Consider the following 19,549-nt stretch of genomic DNA (forward strand, 5'->3'; position numbering starts at 1 on the left):
AACCCCACATGACCAGTCAGTCCACCCTGCAGTCCGTGCCTGCCCTCGGTACGCACCCGGCCTCCGGCTCCCTTCCGAGCCGCGCCGAGACCCGGGAGCAGCTCTCCAAGGCGTCGTACGACCTCCTCGTGATCGGCGGCGGCATCCTGGGCATCTCCACCGCCTGGCACGCCGCGCAGTCCGGCCTCAGGGTGGCACTGGTCGACGCCGGCGACTTCGCCGGCGCCACCTCCTCCGCCTCCTCCAAGCTGCTCCACGGCGGTCTGCGCTATCTGCAGACCGGCGCGGTGAAGCTGGTGGCGGAGAACCACTTCGAGCGCCGTGCGGTCTCCCGCCAGGTGGCCCCCCACCTGGCGAACCCGCTCACCTTCTACCTCCCCGTGTACAAGGGCGGGCCGCACGGCGCCGCGAAGCTCGGGGCGGGCGTCTTCGCCTACTCCGCGCTCTCGGCGTTCGGTGACGGCGTCGGCCACCTCCTGTCCCCCGCCAGGGCGGCGCAGGACGTGCCCGAGCTGCGCACCGACAACCTCAAGGCCGTGGCCGTGTACGGCGACGACCAGATGAACGACGCGCGCATGGCGCTGATGACGGTCCGCGCGGCCGTCGAGGCGGGCGCGGTGGTCCTCAACCACGCCGAGGTGACCGGCCTTCGCTTCACCAGGGGCCGGGTGACCGGCGCGGATCTGCGCGACCGGCAGTCCGGTGACGAGTTCGGTGTGAACGCGCGGCTCGTGCTCAACGCGACCGGCCCCTGGGTCGATCACCTGCGCCGGATGGAGGACCCGAACGCGGCACCGTCCATCCGCCTGTCCAAGGGCGCGCACCTGGTCCTGAAGCGGACCTCGCCGTGGAAGGCCGCGCTCGCGACCCCCATCGACAAGTACCGGATCACCTTCGCGCTGCCCTGGGAGGACATGCTCCTTCTCGGCACCACGGACGAGGAGTTCGAGGGCGACCCGGCGGACGTCTCGGTCACGGAGAAGGACACGGCCCAGATACTCGACGAGGCCGCGTTCTCCGTCCGCGACCAGCAGCTCTCGCGCGACCTGATCACGTACTCGTTCGCGGGACTGCGAGTGCTGCCGGGCGGTCCCGGTGACACGGCCAAGGCCAAGCGCGAGACCGTGGTCACGGAAGGCCGTGGCGGCATGCTGTCCGTCGCGGGCGGCAAGTGGACGACCTTCCGCCACATCGGCCGTACGGTCATGAAGAAGCTGGAGGCGCTCCCGGGCGCTCCGCTGGGCGACGACTACGAGCCCGTGTCAGCCCTGCCGAAGCGGCTCCCCCTTCCCGGTGTCGCCAACCCGCGCGCGGTCGCGCACCGCCTGCTGGTGGACAACCCGGCGCCGGGTCCGCGCATGGCCGCCGACACGGCGAAGCACCTGGCGACTCACTACGGCTCCCTCGCCTTCGACATCGCGCGCCTGGCGAACGAGAACCCCGAGCTGGGCGAGCGCGTCCACCCGGACGCCCCGGAGATCTGGGCGCAGGTCGTGTACGCCCGGGACAACGAGTGGGCCGAGACGCAGGACGACGTGCTGCGCCGCCGTACGACGCTGACGATCCGGGGCCTGGCCACGGACGACGTCCGGGCGAAGGTGCAGGACCTGCTCGACAAGAAGTAGCGCTCGGCCCGGCCCCCACCCTCCCCGACCGGGGCCGGCGTCCCGAGAACGGCCCTCTCCCCTATGGGGCCGGTATGCGAGAGGGGGCGGCTCCTTGCCGACGGAGCCGCCCCCTCTCGCATGCGGTGTTGTCGGTGCCGGGTGCTTTCATGGCATGCATGGACAACGATCAGGTCGCCGCTGGGGAACTCGCCGCGCTGCGGGAGGCGTTCGGCGTGGACGACGGCGGCGCGTCCGCGCTCGGCTGGGAGGCGGTGCGGGCCTTCGAGGCGGACCATGGGGTGGTGCTGCCGGAGCCGTACCGCACCTTCGTGGCGGAGGTCTCGGACGGGTCGTATCAGGGGCCGCCGGAGTTCGGGCTCGTGGGGCTGGCCGAGCTGCCCTCGGACTGGGGGAACGACGGATCGGACCGGGACCTGGGCAAATCGTTCCCGCTGACGCGGGGATGGCTCTGGGAAGAGGACGACGGGCCCTACGAGGATCCTGACGCCGTCATGGACCAGGTTTTCAACCATGGTTCGGTCGTGCTCGGGACGGACGGGTGCGCGATGAACTGGCATCTCGTGGTCACGGGCCCACACCGGGGGCACATATGGCACATCACCGATGTGGGCGCGGTGCCGTTCGGCTCGGAGTTCGGGTGCACGACCTCCGAGTCCGGCTTCGGCGGCTGGGTGCGGCACTGGGCCGCCGGCAAGGAGTGGTTCGACGCCGGGTCAGGTCAGTGACGTCACCAGCTCGCGCACTGCGTCCGGTGAGGTCAACTCCTCGCGGTGCACGATCAGTTCCCGGCCGAGGAGCAGTGCCCGTCGGGACGCCGGAACCGGATCCGGGAGGGTCGTGAGGTCGGTCAGGTGGGCGAAGCCGATGATCCTGCGGATGATCTCCGTGCCCGCGTAGCCCAGGGAGTCGGTCCAGAGCCGCCCCAGGAAGCGTTCCAGGTAGGCGTCGTCGAAGAAGGTGTCGACGCGGGCCGGCCACAGGCGGCGGAACTCCGTCTCGAACGCCTTCCAGGACAGTCGGAGTTGGTCGCCGTGGTCGCTCAGTGTGCCCAGTGCCCGCGCCCGTTCCTCCGAGACCAGCGCGTTGGCCCAGTACAGGCCGAGGTCGAAGCCGATCGGGCCGACGAAGGAGAACTCGGGGTCGAACACCCGGACCACATGGGCGCCTTCGCGTTCGCCGACCATGATGCTGCCCGTGTGCAGGTCGCCGTGGAGGAGGGCCTGGGCGCTGGTCATGAACCGGTGCCTGAGGTCGCCCACCTCCGTACGCAGTTCGGCGTCCGCACGGAAGGCCGCCGCCAGGTCGTCCACGCCCTCGTGCCAGTGGTTGTGCTCGTGCTCGACGTACGGCTCCGACAGCACCACGTCCTCGGTGATCTTGCAGAGCTCGGGGCTGACCGAGGCGGCGATGAGCGCCTTGCGTTCGGCGGACGGCATGCCGAAGTCGCTGGTCGCGAAAGAGAGTTGGGCCACCAGCTCACCGACCCGGGCCGAGGTGTGGGGGCCGTACGACGCTCCCTCGTTGAGGAGGGTGCGCAGGACCTCCAGGTCCGACATGTCCTCCATGACGAGGGCGTAGTTCTCGGGGTCGTAGCCGTGGACCGCCGGGATCTTGTCGGGGGCGACCTTGGCGATCTGCTCGTAGGCGCGGGCCTCGGCGTCGGCGCGGTCCGGGTTCATCGGCCAGGAGGGGCCGGCCACTCGTACCCAGGGCAGGGCCTGCTTCACGGCGAGGCTGCGGGTGCCGTCCGCCGAGGACGCGAGGAAGACCCGGTTCATGTTGCCGTCGGAGACCTCCCGTACGGCGATGTCGCCCAGGTCCTCCCAGTGGCCGCGCTCGCGCAGGTACGCCGGGATGTCCTCGGTCTCCAGGATGCGATAACCCATCTTGAACTCCCCTATGCGGTACGGCGCTTGGACAACGTGAAGCTGAAGACCAGGGCGAGGATGAGGACCGCGCCCTCGACGACGTCCTGGGTGTAGTAGGGCAGTCCCTTGATGGTCAGGCCGGTGGTGATGATGCCGATGAGCACCGCGCCGAGGGCCGTGCCCCAGACGTTGGGGCGGCCCCGGCCGAGGACGGACGTACCGACCAGTGCCACGGCCACCGCCTCCAGGAGCTGCGAGGTGCCGGCGGAGACATCGCCCTGGCCGATGCGGGACGCCAGGATCAGCCCGCCGATCGAGGCGAGGACGCCGGAGAGGACGTAGGCGAGGGCCCGGTACGCGCCGACCCGGATGCCGGCCAGGCGGGAGGCCTCGGGGTTGGCGCCGATCGCGTAGAGCACCCGGCCCCAGCGGGTGCGGGCGAGGAAGACCCAGGCGGCGAGGGTCAGGCCGCCGAAGATCAGAACCGAGACGGGAATGCCGAGGACCGTGCCGCGGTCGATGCGCAGGAACCCGGCGGTGAACCTGCCGGGGGCCGTGGTGCCGTCGTCCAGGGTCATGCCCGGGGTGATGGACTGGCCGTCGACCAGGATGAGCTTGCCGCCCTGGATCACGAACATGGTGCCGAGGGTGGCGAGCATGTCGGGGATCTTCAGTACGACGATCAGCAGCGCGTTGAGCAGGCCCGCGAGGGCGCCCGCCGCGAGCACCGCGATGATCGCGACTGCGCCGACCTGGTTCTGGACGACCATCGTCTGGGCGGCGACCGAGACACCGAGGCCGGCGACCGCGCCGACCGACATGTCCATTCCACCGACGGCCATGGTGAGGGTGACGCCGAGGCCGAGGATCGCGGCGACTGAGACGTAGCGGAGGGTGTCGAGGAGGGTCGCCGACTCCCGGAAGGAGCCCTCGCTCAGCGCGAAGTAGAGGAACAGCGCGACCGTGACGAAGATGAAGCCGTACTTGATGACGGCGTTCTGGACCCGTACGGCGGTGCTGGTGGCGGGCGGGAGCGCCGCCTTCGTGGGGACTTCCGTGCTCTGGGTGGTGGTCATGGCGTAGTTCCTCAGGGAGCCGGGGTCACACGGACGCCGAGATGGTCTGGATGACGCGGTCGCGTTCGGCGTCCTCGCCGTACGCGTCGAGGTGGATCTCACCGGCGGCGAGCACGACGACCCGGTCGGCGATCTCCAGGACCTCGTCCACGTCGGCGGAGAGAACGAGCACAGCGGCGCCGTCGGCGGCGAGGGTCCTCGCGCGGCGGCCGATGTCCCGCCGGGCGCCGATGTCCACGCCTCGGAACGGCTCGTCCAGGATGAGGACGCGGGGCGTCTCGGCGAGCCAGCGGCCCACGACGACCTTCTGCTGGTTGCCGCCGGACAGCTCCTCCACGGCGCTGTGCTCGTCGCGGGCGACGACCCCGAGGGCCTCGATGGTGTCGCGGCCGAGGGCGTCCTCCTTCGACCGCTGGACGAGGCCCGCCCTGGACAGCGACTTCAGGAACGGCAGGGAGATGTTCTGGGCCAGCGACCAGCCGGGGACCAGGGCGTCGGCGTGCCGGTCCTCGGGGACGAGGTGGATGCCGGCCCGGATCGCGTCGGAGGGCCGTTTCGGCGCGTACGGCGTGCCGTCGAGCTCGGTGGAGCCGGTCGTGAAGGGCTCGGCGCCGAACAGGCCGCGGGCCAGCTCGGTCTTGCCGGCGCCCAACAGGCCCACGACGCCGGTGACTTCGCCGGTGCGGAGGTCGAGGTCGAGTGGCGCGCGGCCCTCGAAGAGCCGGACCCCCCGCAGCGACAGGATCACGTCACCGGCACCGTCGCCGTGAGCGACCGGCCGTGCCGTCGTCGCCTCCTGCGCCTGCCGGGCCGGCCATTGTTGCAGCATGGCGCGCAGGGCGCTGTCCCAGTCGAAGGGCTTGGCCTGGTCCTCGGTGAGACGGCCGTCCCGCAGGACGACCAGCCGGTCGGCGAGCGCGTCGATCTCGCCGAGCCGGTGGGAGACGTAGAGGACCGCGATGCCGTCGTCGCGCATCTTCTCCACGAGCGCGAAGAGGCGTTCGGCCTCGGCGGCGGAGAGGGCCGAGGTCGGTTCGTCGAGGATCAGCAGCCGGGGCCGGGTGGCCAGGGCGCGGGCGAGGATGAGCAACTGGCGGTCAGAGATGCCGAGTTCGGTGACATCCCTGCGGAGCAGGGCGTCGCTCCAGCCGAGATCGAGGCCCGCCTGGATCTCACGGGCGCGCTCCAGGACCCGGCGCCCGTTCAGGAAGGGGTTTCCGCGCTTCTGTGCCAGCTCCTCGAAGACCAGGTTCTCGGCGACCGAGAGGCCCGGCACGATGCCCTCGCCGATGCGCTGGTGCACGGTCTGGATGCCCAACTGGCGGGCGGCGAGCGGGGACTGGAGAGCCGCGGGTGCCCCCGCGACCCGCACCTCTCCCCCGTGGTCGGTGTGCACGCCCGACAGGATCTTGATCAGCGTGGACTTCCCGGCGCCGTTCGCGCCGAGCAGCGCGACCACGCTGCCCGGGGCGATGTCGAGGGTGACGGAGGCGAGGACGGTCTTGCCGCCGAAGGCCATGCTGACGTCGGTGAGTGCGACCGCGGGGACGCCCTCGGGAGCCTCAGTGGGCGACATTCGAGATCCAGTCCGCGGTGGAGACCTGGGACAGGTTCAGCGCGGGAAGGGCCGCCCGCAGCTGGTCCATGTTCTCGATCTTCTTCTCGCGCAGGAAGTCCTGGGTGATGGCGACGGCCGGGAACTCCACGGAGGTCTTGTTCAGCTGACCGGCCAGCTCCAGGGCGGCGGTTCGGACGACGGCCGCGCCGACCGCGGACGGGTCGGTGCCGGCCGTGGCGACCCACGGGCTGTCGGCGGCGGTCATCTGCTGGATGTCGGCGTTGGAGACGTCCGCACCGAACACCTTCACCTTGTCCTGGAGCTTCTTGTTCTGGACGGCGAGGACGGTGCCCTTGGCGAGCTCGTCGTAGGGCGCGAAGATCCCGGTCACGTCGGAGTGCTGGGTGAGCGCGGCGGAGACCAGCGGGACGTTGTCGGTGGCGGTGGAGTCGGTGACCTTGCCGACCTTGAACTGCTGCTTCCAGGCCTGCGCGGCGAGTTCCTTCGCCCAGACGGTGTTCCGCTTGTCGAGGGCCGCGTAGCCGGCGACGTTGACATAGCCGACCTTGGCGTTCTTGCCGAGGTCCTTGGACATCACGTCGAGGACGGCCTGCGCCATGCTGGCGTCGTCCTGTTCAGTGCTGACCACGCCCTTGGTGGAGGTCTCGACGTCGTAGACGACGACCTTGATGCCCTTCTTCACGGCCTTGTCGATCTCCGGCTGGATCGTCGCCGGGAAGCCGTGGTCGATGATGATCGCCTTCGCGCCGGAATTGATCGCCGAGGACAGGTCGGTGGCCTGCTTGGCGTTGTCGGCCTGGGCGTCGTACACCGTCAGGTCGATGCCGAGGGCCTTGGCCTGGGCCTTGGCCCCGTTGCCCCACTGCTCGAAGTAGTCGCCGGCGCCGCTCTGCCGGACCAGGGCCACCTTGACCGCGCCCGCGCTGAAGGGGGCCGGCTTCTTGCCGGTGGCGGCGGAGGCGGAGGCGGCGGTGTCGCCGGTGTTCTTCGACGCGTCCGTGGACTGCGAGCAGCCGGAGAGCGCGAGGGCGGAGACGGACGCGAGGGAGAGCGCGGCAAGGGACAGACGGGCGCGGGACATGAGGGCTCCAGGTAACGGGGTGGTGCGAAGGGAGAAGAGGCAGGGAGTGCTTGGCCCGGAGCAGGGAAAGGGGACGCGCCACCGCACAGAGGTGGGGGCAGGCAGGCCGGGGCTCCGGAAGGGGTCAGCGACAGCTGGCCGTGGTCGACCGGAGCAGGTCCACGTACAGCCGCCGCACGAGCAGCAGCGTCTTCATACGCAGATCATGAGAACGATTTCAGCCACACGTCAAAGACATGGAACCGCTTTCTCACCAGGTGAGACATCGACTACGTCACACCCGGCCCAGGTCACGGCCGGAGTTACCATCGCTGGACCGGCACCCGACCCGGCACAGTGAGGCCCCCATGACGACAGCTGGCGCGAAAGCGACGCGTATGCCCCGCGTACGCCGCTGTCCCGGCGCGCTGTGTCGCGGCTGACGAACTGCCCGCCTCGCCCCTTCTTCCCTCCCCGCCCGTCCGGTGCTTGTCTCGGTATCCGGACTTTCCTTCCAGAGCCCTGGAGTTGTTCCCATGACGCTGCTGACCACCTGGTCCGAGTCCGGCCCCGAGACCCTGGTCCGCCGCACCTCGGACCCCGCCGAGATCGCCGAGGCCCTCAAGCCGCTCGGGGTGCGCTACGAGCAGTGGCCGGTCCGCGAGGACGTCCCCTTCGACGCCGACAGCGAGACCGTGTTCGCCGCCTACGGCCCCGAGATCGACAAGCTGAACGCCGAGGAGGGCTTCACGACGGTCGACGTCCTCGGTCTGCACCCCAGCGACGACCCGGAGTTCCCGGCGAAGGCCAAGGCGGCCCGTGAGAAGTTCCTCCAGGAGCACACCCACGACGACGATGACGAGGTCCGCTTCTTCGTCTCCGGCTCCGGCATCTTCTATCTGCACGTGAACGGCGAGGTGCACGCGGTCTTCTGCGAGAAGGGCGACCTGCTGGGCGTGCCGCGCGGCACCACCCACTGGTTCGACATGGGCACCAGCCCGTCCTTCACCGCGATCCGCTTCTTCCACGAGGAGGACGGCTGGGTCGGCAACTTCACCGGCTCCACGATCGCCTCCCGCTTCCCGGACTACGACACCATCGCGGCCGGGTACCACGCGTGAGCCTGCACTACGCGGTCGACGCCGTGGTGCTCGACATCGAGGGCACCACGAGCGCCACGGGGTTCGTCGTCGACGTGCTCTACCCGTACTCGCGCTCGCGCTTCGCCGCGCTGCTCACCGAGCGGTCCGGGGACCCCGAGGTGGCCCGGGCGGTCGCCCAGGTGCGCGAGGAGATCGGCGACCCGGACGCCGGTGCCGCCGAAGTCGAGAAGGCGCTGAACGCCTGGCTCGACGAGGACCGCAAGGCGACCCCGCTGAAGACCCTCCAGGGGATCATCTGGTCCGAGGGCTTCGCCCGCGGAGACCTCGTCTCGCACTTCTACGACGACGTCGTACCGGAGCTGCGCGCCTGGCACGCGTCGGGGGTACGGCTCTACGTCTACTCGTCCGGGTCGGTCGCCGCGCAGCGGGCGTGGTTCACCAACAGCCCCGAGGGCGACCTCACTTCGCTGGTCTCCGGGCTCTACGACACCGAGAACGCGGGGCCCAAGCAGGAGCCGGAGTCGTACCGCCGAATCGCCTCGGCGACCGGCATCGCACCGGACCGCCTGCTGTTCCTCTCCGACCGGCCCGGCGAGCTGGACGCGGCCCGTGAGGCGGGCTGGCACGCCGTCGGAATCCGGCGGCCCGGGGAGCCGTACTTCGAGCAAGGCGTCGGCGACCACGCTGCGGCGGGGACGTTCGACGAGATCACCGTTTCAAGGAGCACCACGTGACCGCCGACATCAGCGCACTCGACCTGGAAGAGGCGGGGGCGGTTCTCGCCGCCGAGTCCGCCCGCTTCGCCTCCTTCGGCTGGATGCGGGGGACCTCCGGCAACCTGTCCGTGGTGCTCTCGCGCGAGCCGCTGCGGCTCGCCGTCACCGCCAGCGGCCACGACAAGGGTGAACTGACGCCCGCGGACGTGGTGTTGGTGGACGGCCAGGGGGCGGCCGTGCAGGGCGGGAAGCCGTCCGCCGAGGCCGAGCTGCACGCGCGCGTGGCCGCGCTCACCGGGGCCGGTGCCGTGGTCCATGTGCACACGGTCGCCTCGGTGGCGATGGGCAAGCGGGAGCCGGGCGGGATCGTCTTCAGCGACCTGGAGATGCTCAAGGGCGTCGGCCAGCCCGCGCACGACGTCGAGGTGACGCTGCCGGTCATCGCCAACAGCCAGGACATGAAGGTGCTCGGGGACCGCCTGGAGGCGGCGCGGAACCCCAGGATGCCGGCGGTGGTCGTGGCCGGGCACGGGCTGTACGTGTGGGGTGCCGATCCGCGTCAGGCCCGGCATCACACCGAAGTGGTCGAGTGGCTGCTGGAGTTGGAGCTGACGGGCCGCTGAGACGGACGAAGAGAGGGGGTCCCCGGCCGGGGATCCCCTCCTTTGTGTGTGACTACTTCAGCCTGTCGCCCGGAAGTTCGCCCGCCGAGACCTCCAGCACGCCCCGCTCGGTCACCAGGCCGGTCACCAGCCGTCCGGGCGTCACGTCGAACGCCGGGTTGTGGCCGCGGGACTCCGTCGGAGCCGTCCGGACGCCGGCCCACTCCAACACCTCGGACTCGTCGCGGAGTTCGATGTGTATGTCGTCGCCGGTCTTGGTGAAGAGGTCGACCGTCGTGGTCGGTGCCGCCACCAGGAACGGGATGCCCGCGTCGGCACAGGCCAGCGCGACCCCCACCGTGCCCACCTTGTTCGCCGTGTCGCCGTTCGCCGCTATGCGGTCCGCGCCGACGATCGCCGCGTCGACCTCACCGCGCAGGATCGTGCCCGCGGCGGCCCCGTCCGCCTGGACGTAGTGCGGGATGCCCTCCTGGACCAACTCCCAGGCGGTGAGCCGCGATCCCTGGAGCAGGGGACGCGTCTCGTCGGCGTACACGACCTCCAGGCGTCCGCGCGCGTGGAGTTCGCGGACGACGCCGAGGGCGGTGCCCCACCCGGCCGTCGCGAGCGCACCCGTGTTGCAGTGGGTCAGAATCCGCAACGGGCGATCCGCGCCCACCTTCTCGAGCAGCCAGTCGGCGCCGAAGGCTCCCATCGCCCGGTTCGCCGAGACGTCCTCGCGCTGGACGGCCGCGGCCTCCTCCAGCACCGCGTCCAGACCTTCCTCGAAGCGGGTCATCACGCGGTCCACGCACACCATGAGGTTGACGGCGGTGGGCCGGGCCTCCCGGATCCGGGCGACGGCCGCGCGCACCTCGGCCTCCGGCCAGCCCTCGCGCTCCCCTTGCACGAGGGCCAGCGCGACGCCGTAGCCACCCGCCGCACCGATCGCGGGCGCGCCGCGCACCACGAGGCGCTGGATCGCGTCGACCAGAGTGTCCACATCGCGGACATCCATAGTCTCGGTGCGGTGCGGAAGCAGTGTCTGGTCGATGAGTGCGAGGCCGTTTCCGGTCCAGTCGACAGCACGCAATTCCTGGGACATTTCGGGGCACTCCTGATGTTCCGGTGGCGTTCGCCACGGTACATGACCTGCGGGAACCACAGTTCGAGACATTCGAGCAGGTGTCTGGAAACGGATGGTACTGTCCAGCGATCAGTCCGCAGACCGAGACGAAGGAGGAAGCCCGTGCTGCTGACCAAGCGCCGTTTCCTCGACTTCGGCCGGTGTGCCGGCGACGGCTGTCGACGCTGACCCGTCCCCTTCGGCACCGCAACTCCCCCACGGCACCCACCGCCCACGCTCACGCGCTCCCGCCGGAGCGCGCTCTGCCGTATCCCGGAAGGTCCCCGATGTCCCGCAGAAACCGCCGTACGCTCCAAGTCGCCGCCGCCACCGCCCTCCTGGTCACCGTGGCCACGGCCTGCAACGCCGCCGCCAAGAACGACACCGCCTCCGACTCCGCGAGCGGAGGCAGCGGCAAGTCGTTCACGCTGGTCACCCCCGACGCCGTCGGCCAGAACGAGTTCCTGAAGCTCGCCGTCAGCGGCATCAAGGACGCGGCGAAGCAGCACGACGGGTCGCAGAAGGTCTACGAGTCCACGGACACCGCGTCCCAGCAGCAGAACGTGCAAGCCGCGGTGGACACCAAGCCGGACGTCATCGTGCTGGTCGGCTTCGAGTTCGCCGACCTGGTCGCGCAGCAGGCGCAGAAGAACCCGGACCAGCAGTTCCTGATCATCGACGCGTGCACCACGAAGGCGTATCAGAACGTCAGCTGCGCGGTCTTCCGTGAGCACGAGGGCGTCTACCTGGCGGGTGCCGAGGCGGGCCTGCTCAGCAAGTCCGGCAAGGTCGGCGCGGTCGACGTCCTCGACACGCCCCAGTTCCGCCGCTACAGCGACCCGTTCGCGGCCGGCGCGAAGAAGGTCGCCGCCAAGACGCAGACCTCCACCCGCTTCGTCGGCGGCCAGTCCCCCTTCGACGACTCGGCCCGCGCCAAGGAGCAGGCGAACACCCTGCTCGCCAAGGGCTACGACCAGATCATGGCAGCCGCGGCGGCCGGCAACTACGGCGTTTTCGAGGCCGCGAAGGCCAAGGGCGCCTTCGCGTACGGCGTCGACGTCAACCAGTGCCCCTCGGCGCCCGGCACGGTCGTCGACAACGTGATCAAGCGCACGGACGTCGCCGTGGAGAAGGGCATCGAGTCGGTGCTGTCCGGCAAGGCCGGCACGACCGTGTCGTACGGCCTCAAGGAGGGCGGCATCAGCCTCACCGGCCTGGCGGACGGCGTCGATTCGTCGAAGTGCGTGATCGCCGACCACAAGGACGTCCTGGCGAAGGTCAAGGAACTGCGCGACCAGATCGTCGCCGGGAAGCTGACGGTCGATGACCCCGCCGCGAGCTGAACCCCGGGACAGCGCGGACATCGCGGTCGAGCTCCGGGGAATCACCAAGCGGTTCCCCGGCACGCTCGCCAACGACTCCGTCGACCTGAGCGTCCGCCGGGGCGAGATCCACGCGCTGATGGGCGAGAACGGGGCGGGCAAGTCCACGCTCATGTCCGTCCTGTACGGCATGGAGCGCCCGGATGCCGGGACGATCCGTATCGACGGGCGGGACGTCACCTTCGGCAGCCCGTCCGACGCGATGGCCGCCGGGCTCGGCATGGTCCACCAGAGCTTCAAACTGTTCGACTCGCTGACGGTCGCCGAGAACGTCGTCTACGCCGCCGAGCCGCGCCGCTTCGGCCTGGTGGACCGGGCCGCGGCCCGCCGCCGGGTGCGTGAGCTGGCCGAGGAGCACGGGCTGGCGGTGGACCCGGACGCGCGCGTGGGCGACCTGCCCGTGGGCCTGCGCCAGCGCGTGGAGATCCTGAAGCTGCTGCACCGCGGTGCCCGCACGCTGATCCTCGACGAGCCGACCGCGGTGCTCACGCCCTCCGAGGCCGACGCCCTCTTCAGCGTGCTCAAGTCGCTGGCCGCCGAGGGCCGAACGGTGATCCTCGTCACGCACAAGCTGCGCGAGGTGCTGGAGGGCAGCGACCACGTCACCGTCCTGCGGGACGGCCGGGTCGTGGACCGGCTGGTCACCGCCGAGACCTCCGCCGACGAGATCGCCGCCGCGATGACCGGCCGCGCGGTCGAGTTGGACCGCATCCACGCCCCGGGCACGCCCGCCGACGTGGTGCTGGAGGTGTCCGGCCTGACGACCGCCGGAGTACGCGAGGCTGCACTCACCGTCCGCGCGGGCGAGATCGTCGGCATCGCGGGTGTCGCGGGCAACGGACAGAGCGAGCTGGTCGAGGCGCTGGCCGGGCTGCGACCGGTCACGGCCGGGCGGGTGAGCCTCAAGGGCGGCGACATCACGCACGCCTCGGCCACCGAACGCCGCCTCAAGGGCCTGGCGTACGTCCCCGAGGACCGGCACGCGGTCGGTACGGCCCCTGCGGCCTCGGTGGCGGACAACCTCGCGATGGGACACCACCGTACGTCCCTCTCGCACCGCGGCCTGCTGCCGCCGGCGTCCGTCCGGGCGCACGCCCGGCGGCTGATCGAGCGCTTCGGCATCAAGGCGCCCACCCCGGACACCAAAGCCTCCGCGCTGTCCGGCGGCAACCTCCAGAAGCTGCTGATCGGCCGTGAACTCGCGCATGACGCCCCGCTGTTGCTCGTCGAGCAGCCCACCCGCGGAGTGGACATCGGCGCGATCCAGAACATCCACGACCAGCTGATCGCCTACCGCGACGCCGGTCACGCCGTCCTCCTCGTCTCGGCCGAGCTGAGCGAGATCCGGGGGCTCGCGGACCGGGTGCTGGTGATGTACGAGGGCCGGATCACGGCGACGTACGACAAGACCGAGGCGGACGAACGGACGCTGGGGCTCGCGATGGCGGGCGGGACGAGCGAGCGAGTGGAAGCCGCCGACTGACATGAGACTCGAACGAACAACGGGAGCCCTCCGCTCCCCCGTCACCTTCTCCGTGCTCGCGGGCGTCCTCATCGGGGCGGTCTTCCTCCTCGGCACCGGAGCGGACCCGATCACGGCCTACGAGGCCGTCCTGACCGGCTCGTTGGGCGCCGACGGCATCGGCTCCACGCTGTCCACGGGCACGAGTGTGCTCGGCATGGCGCTCGCGCTGGCGATCCCGCTGCGGGCCGGGCTGATCAACCTCGGCGGCGACGGGCAGATGGTGCTCGGCGGGATCACCGCGGCCGTCACCGGCCTGTACTCGCCGCTGCCCGCGCCCCTCACGGTCGTCCTCGCGCTGCTCGCGGGCATGGCGGCGGGAGCCGCGTACGCCGCCCTCGCCGCCCTGTGCGAGAACCACCTCGGCGTCCCGCTGCTGGTCAGCAGTCTGCTGCTCAGCTATCCGGCGGTCTCGCTGGCCTCCTACCTGGCCCGCTACCCGCTCAAGGAACCCGGCTCCAGCCTCCCGCAGACCCGGGCGATGCCCGACGGGGTGGCGCTGCACGAGTTCGGCGACTCCACGGTCACGGTTGGCCTTCTCCTCGTCGTCCTCGCAGCCGCCGCCTACTGGTTCACGGACAAGCGCACCGCCTTCGGGTACGAGATCCGCATGACGGGCCTCAACGCACGCTTCTCCGCGTACGCCGGTGTCGAACGCCGGGGCCTCACCCTGAAGTTGATGTCCCTCTCGGGTGCGCTCGCCGGACTCGTGGGCGCGATCGGGGTGTTGAGCTTCCCGTACCGCTTCGTCGACGGCTCGCTCACCGCACCCGGCTACACCTGGACGGGACTCACTGCCGCGCTGCTCGCGACGGCGGCCCCGCTCGGCACGGTGATCTCGTCGTTCTTCTTCGCGGTCCTCCAGGTCGGCGGCCTCGCGATGGAGCGGACGACCGAGGTGCCGCGCGAGCTGACGCAGGTGCTCCAGGCCATCGTGATCGTGTTCCTGGCGGCCCGGCTGCGCTTCCCCCGCTTCCCCGGCCGCCGGCTCAACCGCCGTAAGGAGGCGGTGTGATGTTCTTCGACTCCGATCTGCTGATGTCGGCGCTGCGCGCGCTGACCCCGATCCTGCTGGCCGCGCTCGGCGGCGCGATCTGCGAACGGGCGGGCGTGTTCAACATCGGCCTCGAAGGCATGATGCTGATGGGCTGTTTCACCTCGGTCGCCACCAGCTGGTTCACCGGCAGCGCCTGGCTCGGCGTTCTTGCGGCGGCCTTCGCGGCGGCCGCGTACTCGCTGATCCTGGCGGTCGGCACGGTAACTCTGCGTGGGGACGCGGTGGTTCTGGGCGTGGCCATGAATCTCCTGGCCGTCGGACTGACGGGCTTCCTTCTGCGTACGGTCTTCGGTGTGCAGGGTACTTTCGACGACCCGTCACTGGCCGGGCTGCCGTTGGTCGGTGGCTTCACCCCGCTCACCTATCTGTCGTGGGTGGCGGTCGCCGTCGCCGCGGTGATGCTGTCCCGACACGTGTGGGGGCTTCGGCTCCGCGGGGTCGGCGAGGCACCGGACGCGGCGGCGACGCTGGGGGTGAGTCCGGCGAAATACAAGTACGCGGCCGTCCTGGTCTCCGGGGTCCTCTGCGGACTCGCCGGCGCCCAACTCGCCCTCGGCAACGTCACCTTGTTCACCGAGAACATGACGGCGGGCCGCGGCTGGATCGCCGTCGTCGCGGTCATGCTCGGCCGCGCGGCCCCCGTCGGAGTGCTGCTCGCCGCCCTTCTGTTCGGTCTCGCCGAGGCGGCCGGCTTCCGTCTCCAGGGCCTCGGTCTGCCCCAGCAGGCGACCGACGCCGCGCCCTACGTCGTCACGCTCGGCGCCCTCTTCCTCACGACGGCCCGCCGGCGTCGCCGTACCCCTTCTCCGTCCGGAGTCGCCTCATGAGCCAGGATCAGCCAGACCTCCTTCCCGTCACCCGCATACCGCGCACCGGCCTCCCGGAGCACGCCGTCGTCGTCGGCGACCCGGCCCGCGCGGCCGCCGTCGCCGCCCTGCTCGACGGTGCCGAGGAGGTGTCGTACCACCGCGAGTACCGGGTGTTCAGCGGCAGTTGGAAGGGCGTGCCGGTCGTCGTCGCCTCGCACGGCGTGGGCGGGCCCGGCGCGATCCTGCTGTTCCAGGAGCTGGCGGACGCGGGGGTCCGCACGATCCTGCGGTTCGGCACGGCGGGCGCCATGAAGCCCGGCATCGGCGACGGCGACCTCGTCATCGCCGAGGCGGCCGTACGGGACGACGGGGTGACCCAGCAGCTGCTGCCCCCCGAGTACCCGGCGGTCTCCGCGCCCGAGGCGGTCCTCGCGCTCCAGCGCGCGGCCCGCGAGACCGGGGCACCGCACCACCGGGGCATCGTCTGGACCCGGGCCGCCTTCCAGCCCGGGCTCATCCCGCTCTTCTCCTACGACGGTGCCGGGCTCGCGGCGATCGAGATGGAGCTGTCGGCGCTGCTGGTCACCGCCTCGCTGCGGGGGCTCGTGGCGGGTGGCGTGCTCGTGGTCGACGGGGCGAACGCGGACGAGCTGGTGGACGAGGAGGGCACCAGCGTCTACGACCCGCACCGGGACGTCGTCGCGGCCGGTGTCGAGCGGGGTGCCGTCGTGTCCCTGGAGGCCCTGCGGCTGCTCGCGGAGGGAGACACGCCGTGACCGTCGACCTGTTGGTGCACGGCGGAGCCGTCCTGACGGTCGACGAGGCGGGGACCGTGGTTCACGGCGGTGCCGTGGCGGTGCACGAGGGCGAGATAGTGGCCGTCGGTCAGGCGGAGGAGTTGCGTACGCGGTTCACAGCCCAGGAGTCCCTTGACGCCACGGGCTGCCTGGTGCTGCCCGGGCTGATCAACACCCACACCCACCTCGCGATGACCCTGCTGCGTGGCCTCGCCGACGACGTGACCCTCCAGGGGTTCCTGGAGCGAGTGCTGCCCGCGGAGGCCGAGCTGCTCGCGCCGAAGAACGTGGCGGCGGCCGTGCGGCTGGCGATCGCCGAGAGCGTGCGGGCCGGGGTGACCTCGGCGCTCGACATGTACTGGTTCCACGAGGCGGCCGAGCGGGCGGCCCGGGAGGCGGGCTGGCGGCTGCACTCAGGACCCACCTTCATGGACGTACCGGAACCGCCCGACGGCCTCGCGTACGAGCAGCGGCTCGCGTGGGCCCGGCGAGACCTGGAGGAGCGGGGAGCCGCCCGGCACGGACGGCGTCCCGTCGTCTTCGCGCACTCCGCCTACACCCTCTCCCCCGACCAGCTCACCGAGATCGCGGCCCTGGCACGGGAGTTCGGGGCGCTGCTGCACCTCCACGCGGCGGAGAACGCCGCCGAGGTCGCCACCGTCGAGGTGAAGTACGGCAAGCGGCCGGTCGAACTGTTCGACTCGCTCGGCGTCCTCGGCCCGGACGTGCTGCTCGCGCACGCCGTGGACCTCACGGGACCGGAGATCGCGGCCCTGGCCCGCACCGGCACCTCGGTCGCCCACTGTCCGGTCTCCAACCTCAAGCTGGGCTGCGGGATCGCGCCGGTGCCGCGGCTGCTGAGCGCCGGGGTGACCGTCGGGCTCGGCACGGACGGGGCCGTCAGCTCCAACTCGCTGGACGTGCTGGGAGCCGTACGGCAGGCGGCGCTGGTGCACAAGGCCGGCGGCGACCCGACGGCGGTGGGCGCCGAGCGGGCCGTACGGATGGCGACGATCGAGGGTGCGCGGGCGCTGGGGCTCCACGAGCACCTGGGGTCGCTGGAGACGGGCAAGCGGGCCGATCTGATCGTCCTGGACCTGAACGCCCCGCATCTGCGGCCACTGCACGACCCGTGGTCGACGCTGGCGTACGCGGCGCACTCGGCGGACGTGCGGGACACCGTCGTGGACGGGCGGGTACTGATGCGGGACCGTGAGCTGCGCACGCTCGACGAGCGGGCGGTAATCGCGGATCTGGAGGCGCTCGTCTGAGCAGCCTCCATAATGGGCTGAGACATCCGACGTCTCAGCACAGTGGGGCGAGAAGGAGGCCGGAGATGGCTGTCACCGACGAGGCGATCGAGAAGATCAAGGGCATGATCGTCTCCGGCGCGCTGCGCCCCGGCGACCGGCTCCCCAAGGAGAGCGAACTCGCCTCCGAGCTGGGGCTGTCCCGCAACTCGCTGCGCGAGGCGGTGCGGGCGCTGTCGCTGATCCGCATCCTGGACGTACGCCAGGGCGACGGCACCTATGTGACCAGCCTGGACCCGCAACTCCTGCTGGAGGCGCTGAGCTTCGTCGTGGACTTCCATCGCGACGACACGGTCCTGGAGTTCCTGGCGGTGCGCCGCATCCTGGAGCCGGCCGCCACCGCGATGGCCGCCTCCCGGATCAGCGAGCAGCAACTGGACGCGCTGGGCGCCCAGTTGGACAAGCTCGGCGCCAGCCCCTCGGTGGAGGAACTGGTCGCCTGCGATCTCGACTTCCACCGCGGGATCGTGCAGAGCTCCGGCAACTCCGTACTGTGCTCCCTCCTTGACGGACTGTCGGGTCCCACCACCCGGGCCCGGATCTGGCGCGGACTGACCCAGGAGGACGCGGTCAGCCGCACCCTGCACGAGCACCGCGCGATCCTGGAGGCCCTGCGGGACCGGGACGGCGAGGCGGCCCGCTCCTGGGCGACGGTGCACATCGCGAGCGTGGAACAGTGGCTGCGGTCCACTCTGTGAGTCACTCGCGCGTGGAGCCCCGCTGTCCCGACGGGACACCGCTCGGAGGACTGCGGGGTGTTCCCGGGTGGCGAACGGGGCAGTGATCGTTCACTCCCCCGTGCAAGGGGGCTGCGGGCGCCCCCGCCGGACGCCGTAAGGTTGGTGCGTTAGGCGAGGGCACGTCGGAAGGAGGCACTGGGTGATCGAGCTCGAGGGGGTTCCCGAGCTGATCGACCCGGTCATGGTGGCCGCGTTCGAGGGCTGGAACGACGCCGGCGACGCCGCCTCCACCGCGGTCGCGCATCTGGACAGGGAGTGGAAGGGCGAGGTGTTCGCGGCGCTCGACGCCGAGGACTACTACGACTTCCAGGTCAACCGCCCCACGGTGTGGCTGGACGGCGGAGTGCGAAAGATCACGTGGCCGACGACAAGGTTGTCGGTGGTCCGCGTCGGCGGTGACAAGCCGCGCGATCTCGTACTCGTCCGAGGTATCGAACCGTCGATGCGATGGCGCTCGTTCTGCAACGAGCTGCTGGGCTTCGCCCACGAACTGGGCGTGGAGCTGGTGGTGATCCTGGGCGCGCTGCTCGGTGACACCCCGCACACCCGTCCGGTGCCGATCAGCGGGACCACGTCCGATCCGGATCTGGCCCAGCGGATGGACCTGGAGGAGACCAAGTACGAGGGCCCCACGGGCATCGTCGGCATCCTCCAGGAGGCCTGCACCCACGCTGGCGTGCCCGCGGTCTCGCTGTGGGCGGCCGTACCGCACTATGTGTCGCAGCCGCCGAACCCGAAGGCGACGCTGGCCCTCCTGAACCGTCTGGAGGACCTGATCGACGTCCGTATCCCGCTGGGCGAGCTCGGCGAGGACGCGCGCGCCTGGCAGGTGGGCGTGGACCAGCTGGCCGCCGAGGACAGCGAGGTCGCGGAGTACGTCCAGACGCTGGAGGAGGCCCGGGACACCGCGGAGCTGCCGGAGGCCTCGGGCGAGGCCATCGCCCGGGAGTTCGAGCGGTATCTGCGGCGCCGGGACGGCGGTCAGCCTGGACAGCCGGGCGGACACGCGACGGCGGACGGGAGCGACAGTTCCGCCTATCTGCGGGACGGCCCCGGCGGTCGTACGAAGCCTCCCAAGCCGCCGAAGCCGGAGGCGGAGGCGGGACCGGAGCGGGAAGCGGAGACGGACGACGAGGACTCCTCCTCCGAGGACTGAGCCGGTGAGGGCGGTGCG

At 71.0% G+C, this 19,549-nt stretch carries 18 protein-coding genes; 13 read left to right on the forward strand and 5 right to left on the reverse strand.

The features are described 5' to 3' along the window. The first annotated feature begins 8 nt into the window (after positions 1–8). Positions 9–1,625, forward strand: a complete 1,617-nt coding sequence (locus ABZT93_RS07190) for a glycerol-3-phosphate dehydrogenase/oxidase (protein WP_356100209.1) — start codon at positions 9–11, stop codon at positions 1,623–1,625. A gap of 149 nt (positions 1,626–1,774) precedes the next feature. After that, positions 1,775–2,353, forward strand: a complete 579-nt coding sequence (locus ABZT93_RS07195) for an SMI1/KNR4 family protein (RefSeq protein ID WP_356100212.1) — start codon at positions 1,775–1,777, stop codon at positions 2,351–2,353. On the opposite strand, the gene mtnK is transcribed toward ABZT93_RS07195, so the two are convergent. Genes mtnK through ABZT93_RS07215 form a run of 4 tightly spaced genes read right to left on the reverse strand, consistent with a single transcriptional unit; the run spans position 2,342 to position 7,232 of the window. After that, complete coding sequence (gene mtnK, locus ABZT93_RS07200) at positions 2,342–3,514, reverse strand: S-methyl-5-thioribose kinase (protein ID WP_356100216.1); 1,173 nt, start codon at positions 3,512–3,514, stop codon at positions 2,342–2,344. The genes ABZT93_RS07195 and mtnK overlap by 12 nt on opposite strands. Before the next feature lie 11 nt (positions 3,515–3,525). Continuing rightward, on the reverse strand, positions 3,526–4,572 hold the full coding sequence (locus ABZT93_RS07205; RefSeq protein ID WP_356100219.1) for an ABC transporter permease: 1,047 nt from the start codon (positions 4,570–4,572) through the stop codon (positions 3,526–3,528). 25 nt (positions 4,573–4,597) lie between these two features. Continuing rightward, positions 4,598–6,148 (reverse strand): sugar ABC transporter ATP-binding protein, encoded by a 1,551-nt coding sequence (locus tag ABZT93_RS07210; protein WP_356100223.1) that lies wholly within the window; start codon positions 6,146–6,148, stop codon positions 4,598–4,600. Next, entirely contained in the window at positions 6,135–7,232 is a 1,098-nt protein-coding gene (locus ABZT93_RS07215; protein WP_356100227.1) for a substrate-binding domain-containing protein, read from the reverse strand. Before ABZT93_RS07215 ends, ABZT93_RS07210 begins: the two co-directional genes overlap by 14 nt. 515 nt (positions 7,233–7,747) lie before the next feature. Here ABZT93_RS07215 and ABZT93_RS07220 point away from each other — a divergent pair. The 3 genes from ABZT93_RS07220 to mtnB are packed head-to-tail and all read left to right on the forward strand — an operon-like array spanning position 7,748 to position 9,653. Next, positions 7,748–8,332 (forward strand): cupin, encoded by a 585-nt coding sequence (locus tag ABZT93_RS07220; RefSeq protein WP_356100230.1) that lies wholly within the window; start codon positions 7,748–7,750, stop codon positions 8,330–8,332. Next, a complete protein-coding gene (gene mtnC / locus ABZT93_RS07225) occupies positions 8,329–9,048 on the forward strand; it encodes an acireductone synthase (RefSeq protein ID WP_356100233.1) in 720 nt (239 codons plus the stop codon). Before ABZT93_RS07220 ends, mtnC begins: the two co-directional genes overlap by 4 nt. Next, on the forward strand, positions 9,045–9,653 hold the full coding sequence (gene mtnB, locus ABZT93_RS07230) for a methylthioribulose 1-phosphate dehydratase (RefSeq protein ID WP_356100236.1): 609 nt from the start codon (positions 9,045–9,047) through the stop codon (positions 9,651–9,653). Before mtnC ends, mtnB begins: the two co-directional genes overlap by 4 nt. Before the next feature lie 52 nt (positions 9,654–9,705). Here the strand turns inward: mtnB and mtnA are convergent, their stop codons facing one another. Beyond that, on the reverse strand, positions 9,706–10,737 hold the full coding sequence (mtnA, locus tag ABZT93_RS07235) for an S-methyl-5-thioribose-1-phosphate isomerase (protein WP_356100239.1): 1,032 nt from the start codon (positions 10,735–10,737) through the stop codon (positions 9,706–9,708). Between the two features lie 308 nt (positions 10,738–11,045). On the opposite strand from mtnA, the gene ABZT93_RS07240 reads away from it, so the two are divergent. The 8 genes from ABZT93_RS07240 to ABZT93_RS07275 all read left to right on the forward strand — a co-directional run bounded on the left by ABZT93_RS07240 (position 11,046) and on the right by ABZT93_RS07275 (position 19,531). Beyond that, positions 11,046–12,101, forward strand: a complete 1,056-nt coding sequence (locus tag ABZT93_RS07240; protein WP_356100242.1) for a BMP family ABC transporter substrate-binding protein — start codon at positions 11,046–11,048, stop codon at positions 12,099–12,101. Next, on the forward strand, positions 12,082–13,623 hold the full coding sequence (locus ABZT93_RS07245) for an ABC transporter ATP-binding protein (protein ID WP_356100245.1): 1,542 nt from the start codon (positions 12,082–12,084) through the stop codon (positions 13,621–13,623). The genes ABZT93_RS07240 and ABZT93_RS07245 overlap by 20 nt, the downstream gene beginning before the upstream one ends. Before the next feature lies 1 nt (position 13,624). Then, positions 13,625–14,677 carry an ABC transporter permease gene (locus ABZT93_RS07250; RefSeq protein ID WP_356100248.1) on the forward strand — a complete coding sequence of 351 codons (1,053 nt, stop codon included), beginning with the start codon at positions 13,625–13,627 and terminating at the stop codon, positions 14,675–14,677. Beyond that, complete coding sequence (locus tag ABZT93_RS07255; RefSeq protein ID WP_356100250.1) at positions 14,677–15,546, forward strand: ABC transporter permease; 870 nt, start codon at positions 14,677–14,679, stop codon at positions 15,544–15,546. The genes ABZT93_RS07250 and ABZT93_RS07255 overlap by 1 nt, the downstream gene beginning before the upstream one ends. After that, positions 15,543–16,304: a nucleoside phosphorylase gene (locus tag ABZT93_RS07260; protein WP_356100252.1), complete on the forward strand. Its 762-nt coding sequence runs from the start codon at positions 15,543–15,545 to the stop codon at positions 16,302–16,304. Before ABZT93_RS07255 ends, ABZT93_RS07260 begins: the two co-directional genes overlap by 4 nt. Continuing rightward, positions 16,301–17,596 (forward strand): amidohydrolase, encoded by a 1,296-nt coding sequence (locus ABZT93_RS07265; protein WP_356100253.1) that lies wholly within the window; start codon positions 16,301–16,303, stop codon positions 17,594–17,596. Before ABZT93_RS07260 ends, ABZT93_RS07265 begins: the two co-directional genes overlap by 4 nt. 65 nt (positions 17,597–17,661) lie before the next feature. Next, on the forward strand, positions 17,662–18,333 hold the full coding sequence (locus ABZT93_RS07270) for a FadR/GntR family transcriptional regulator (protein ID WP_356100255.1): 672 nt from the start codon (positions 17,662–17,664) through the stop codon (positions 18,331–18,333). A gap of 181 nt (positions 18,334–18,514) precedes the next feature. Beyond that, a complete protein-coding gene (locus ABZT93_RS07275; RefSeq protein WP_356100258.1) occupies positions 18,515–19,531 on the forward strand; it encodes a PAC2 family protein in 1,017 nt (338 codons plus the stop codon). Positions 19,532–19,549 lie beyond the last annotated feature (18 nt).

Origin of the sequence: Streptomyces sp. NPDC005303 (genome assembly GCF_040607335.1) — a bacterium.
GTDB lineage: Bacteria > Actinomycetota > Actinomycetes > Streptomycetales > Streptomycetaceae > Streptomyces.

Coding starts and splice junctions, on each gene's coding strand:
- mtnK (WP_356100216.1), bottom strand. CDS start 3,514: ATGGGTTATCGCATCCTGGAGACCGAGGACATCCCGGCGTACCTGCGC.
- ABZT93_RS07240 (WP_356100242.1), top strand. CDS start 11,046: ATGTCCCGCAGAAACCGCCGTACGCTCCAAGTCGCCGCCGCCACCGCC.
- ABZT93_RS07190 (WP_356100209.1), top strand. CDS start 9: ATGACCAGTCAGTCCACCCTGCAGTCCGTGCCTGCCCTCGGTACGCAC.
- ABZT93_RS07205 (WP_356100219.1), bottom strand. CDS start 4,572: ATGACCACCACCCAGAGCACGGAAGTCCCCACGAAGGCGGCGCTCCCG.
- ABZT93_RS07245 (WP_356100245.1), top strand. CDS start 12,082: ATGACCCCGCCGCGAGCTGAACCCCGGGACAGCGCGGACATCGCGGTC.
- ABZT93_RS07210 (WP_356100223.1), bottom strand. CDS start 6,148: ATGTCGCCCACTGAGGCTCCCGAGGGCGTCCCCGCGGTCGCACTCACC.
- ABZT93_RS07260 (WP_356100252.1), top strand. CDS start 15,543: ATGAGCCAGGATCAGCCAGACCTCCTTCCCGTCACCCGCATACCGCGC.
- mtnA (WP_356100239.1), bottom strand. CDS start 10,737: ATGTCCCAGGAATTGCGTGCTGTCGACTGGACCGGAAACGGCCTCGCA.
- ABZT93_RS07215 (WP_356100227.1), bottom strand. CDS start 7,232: ATGTCCCGCGCCCGTCTGTCCCTTGCCGCGCTCTCCCTCGCGTCCGTC.
- ABZT93_RS07270 (WP_356100255.1), top strand. CDS start 17,662: ATGGCTGTCACCGACGAGGCGATCGAGAAGATCAAGGGCATGATCGTC.
- ABZT93_RS07250 (WP_356100248.1), top strand. CDS start 13,625: ATGAGACTCGAACGAACAACGGGAGCCCTCCGCTCCCCCGTCACCTTC.
- ABZT93_RS07195 (WP_356100212.1), top strand. CDS start 1,775: ATGGCATGCATGGACAACGATCAGGTCGCCGCTGGGGAACTCGCCGCG.
- ABZT93_RS07255 (WP_356100250.1), top strand. CDS start 14,677: ATGTTCTTCGACTCCGATCTGCTGATGTCGGCGCTGCGCGCGCTGACC.
- ABZT93_RS07220 (WP_356100230.1), top strand. CDS start 7,748: ATGACGCTGCTGACCACCTGGTCCGAGTCCGGCCCCGAGACCCTGGTC.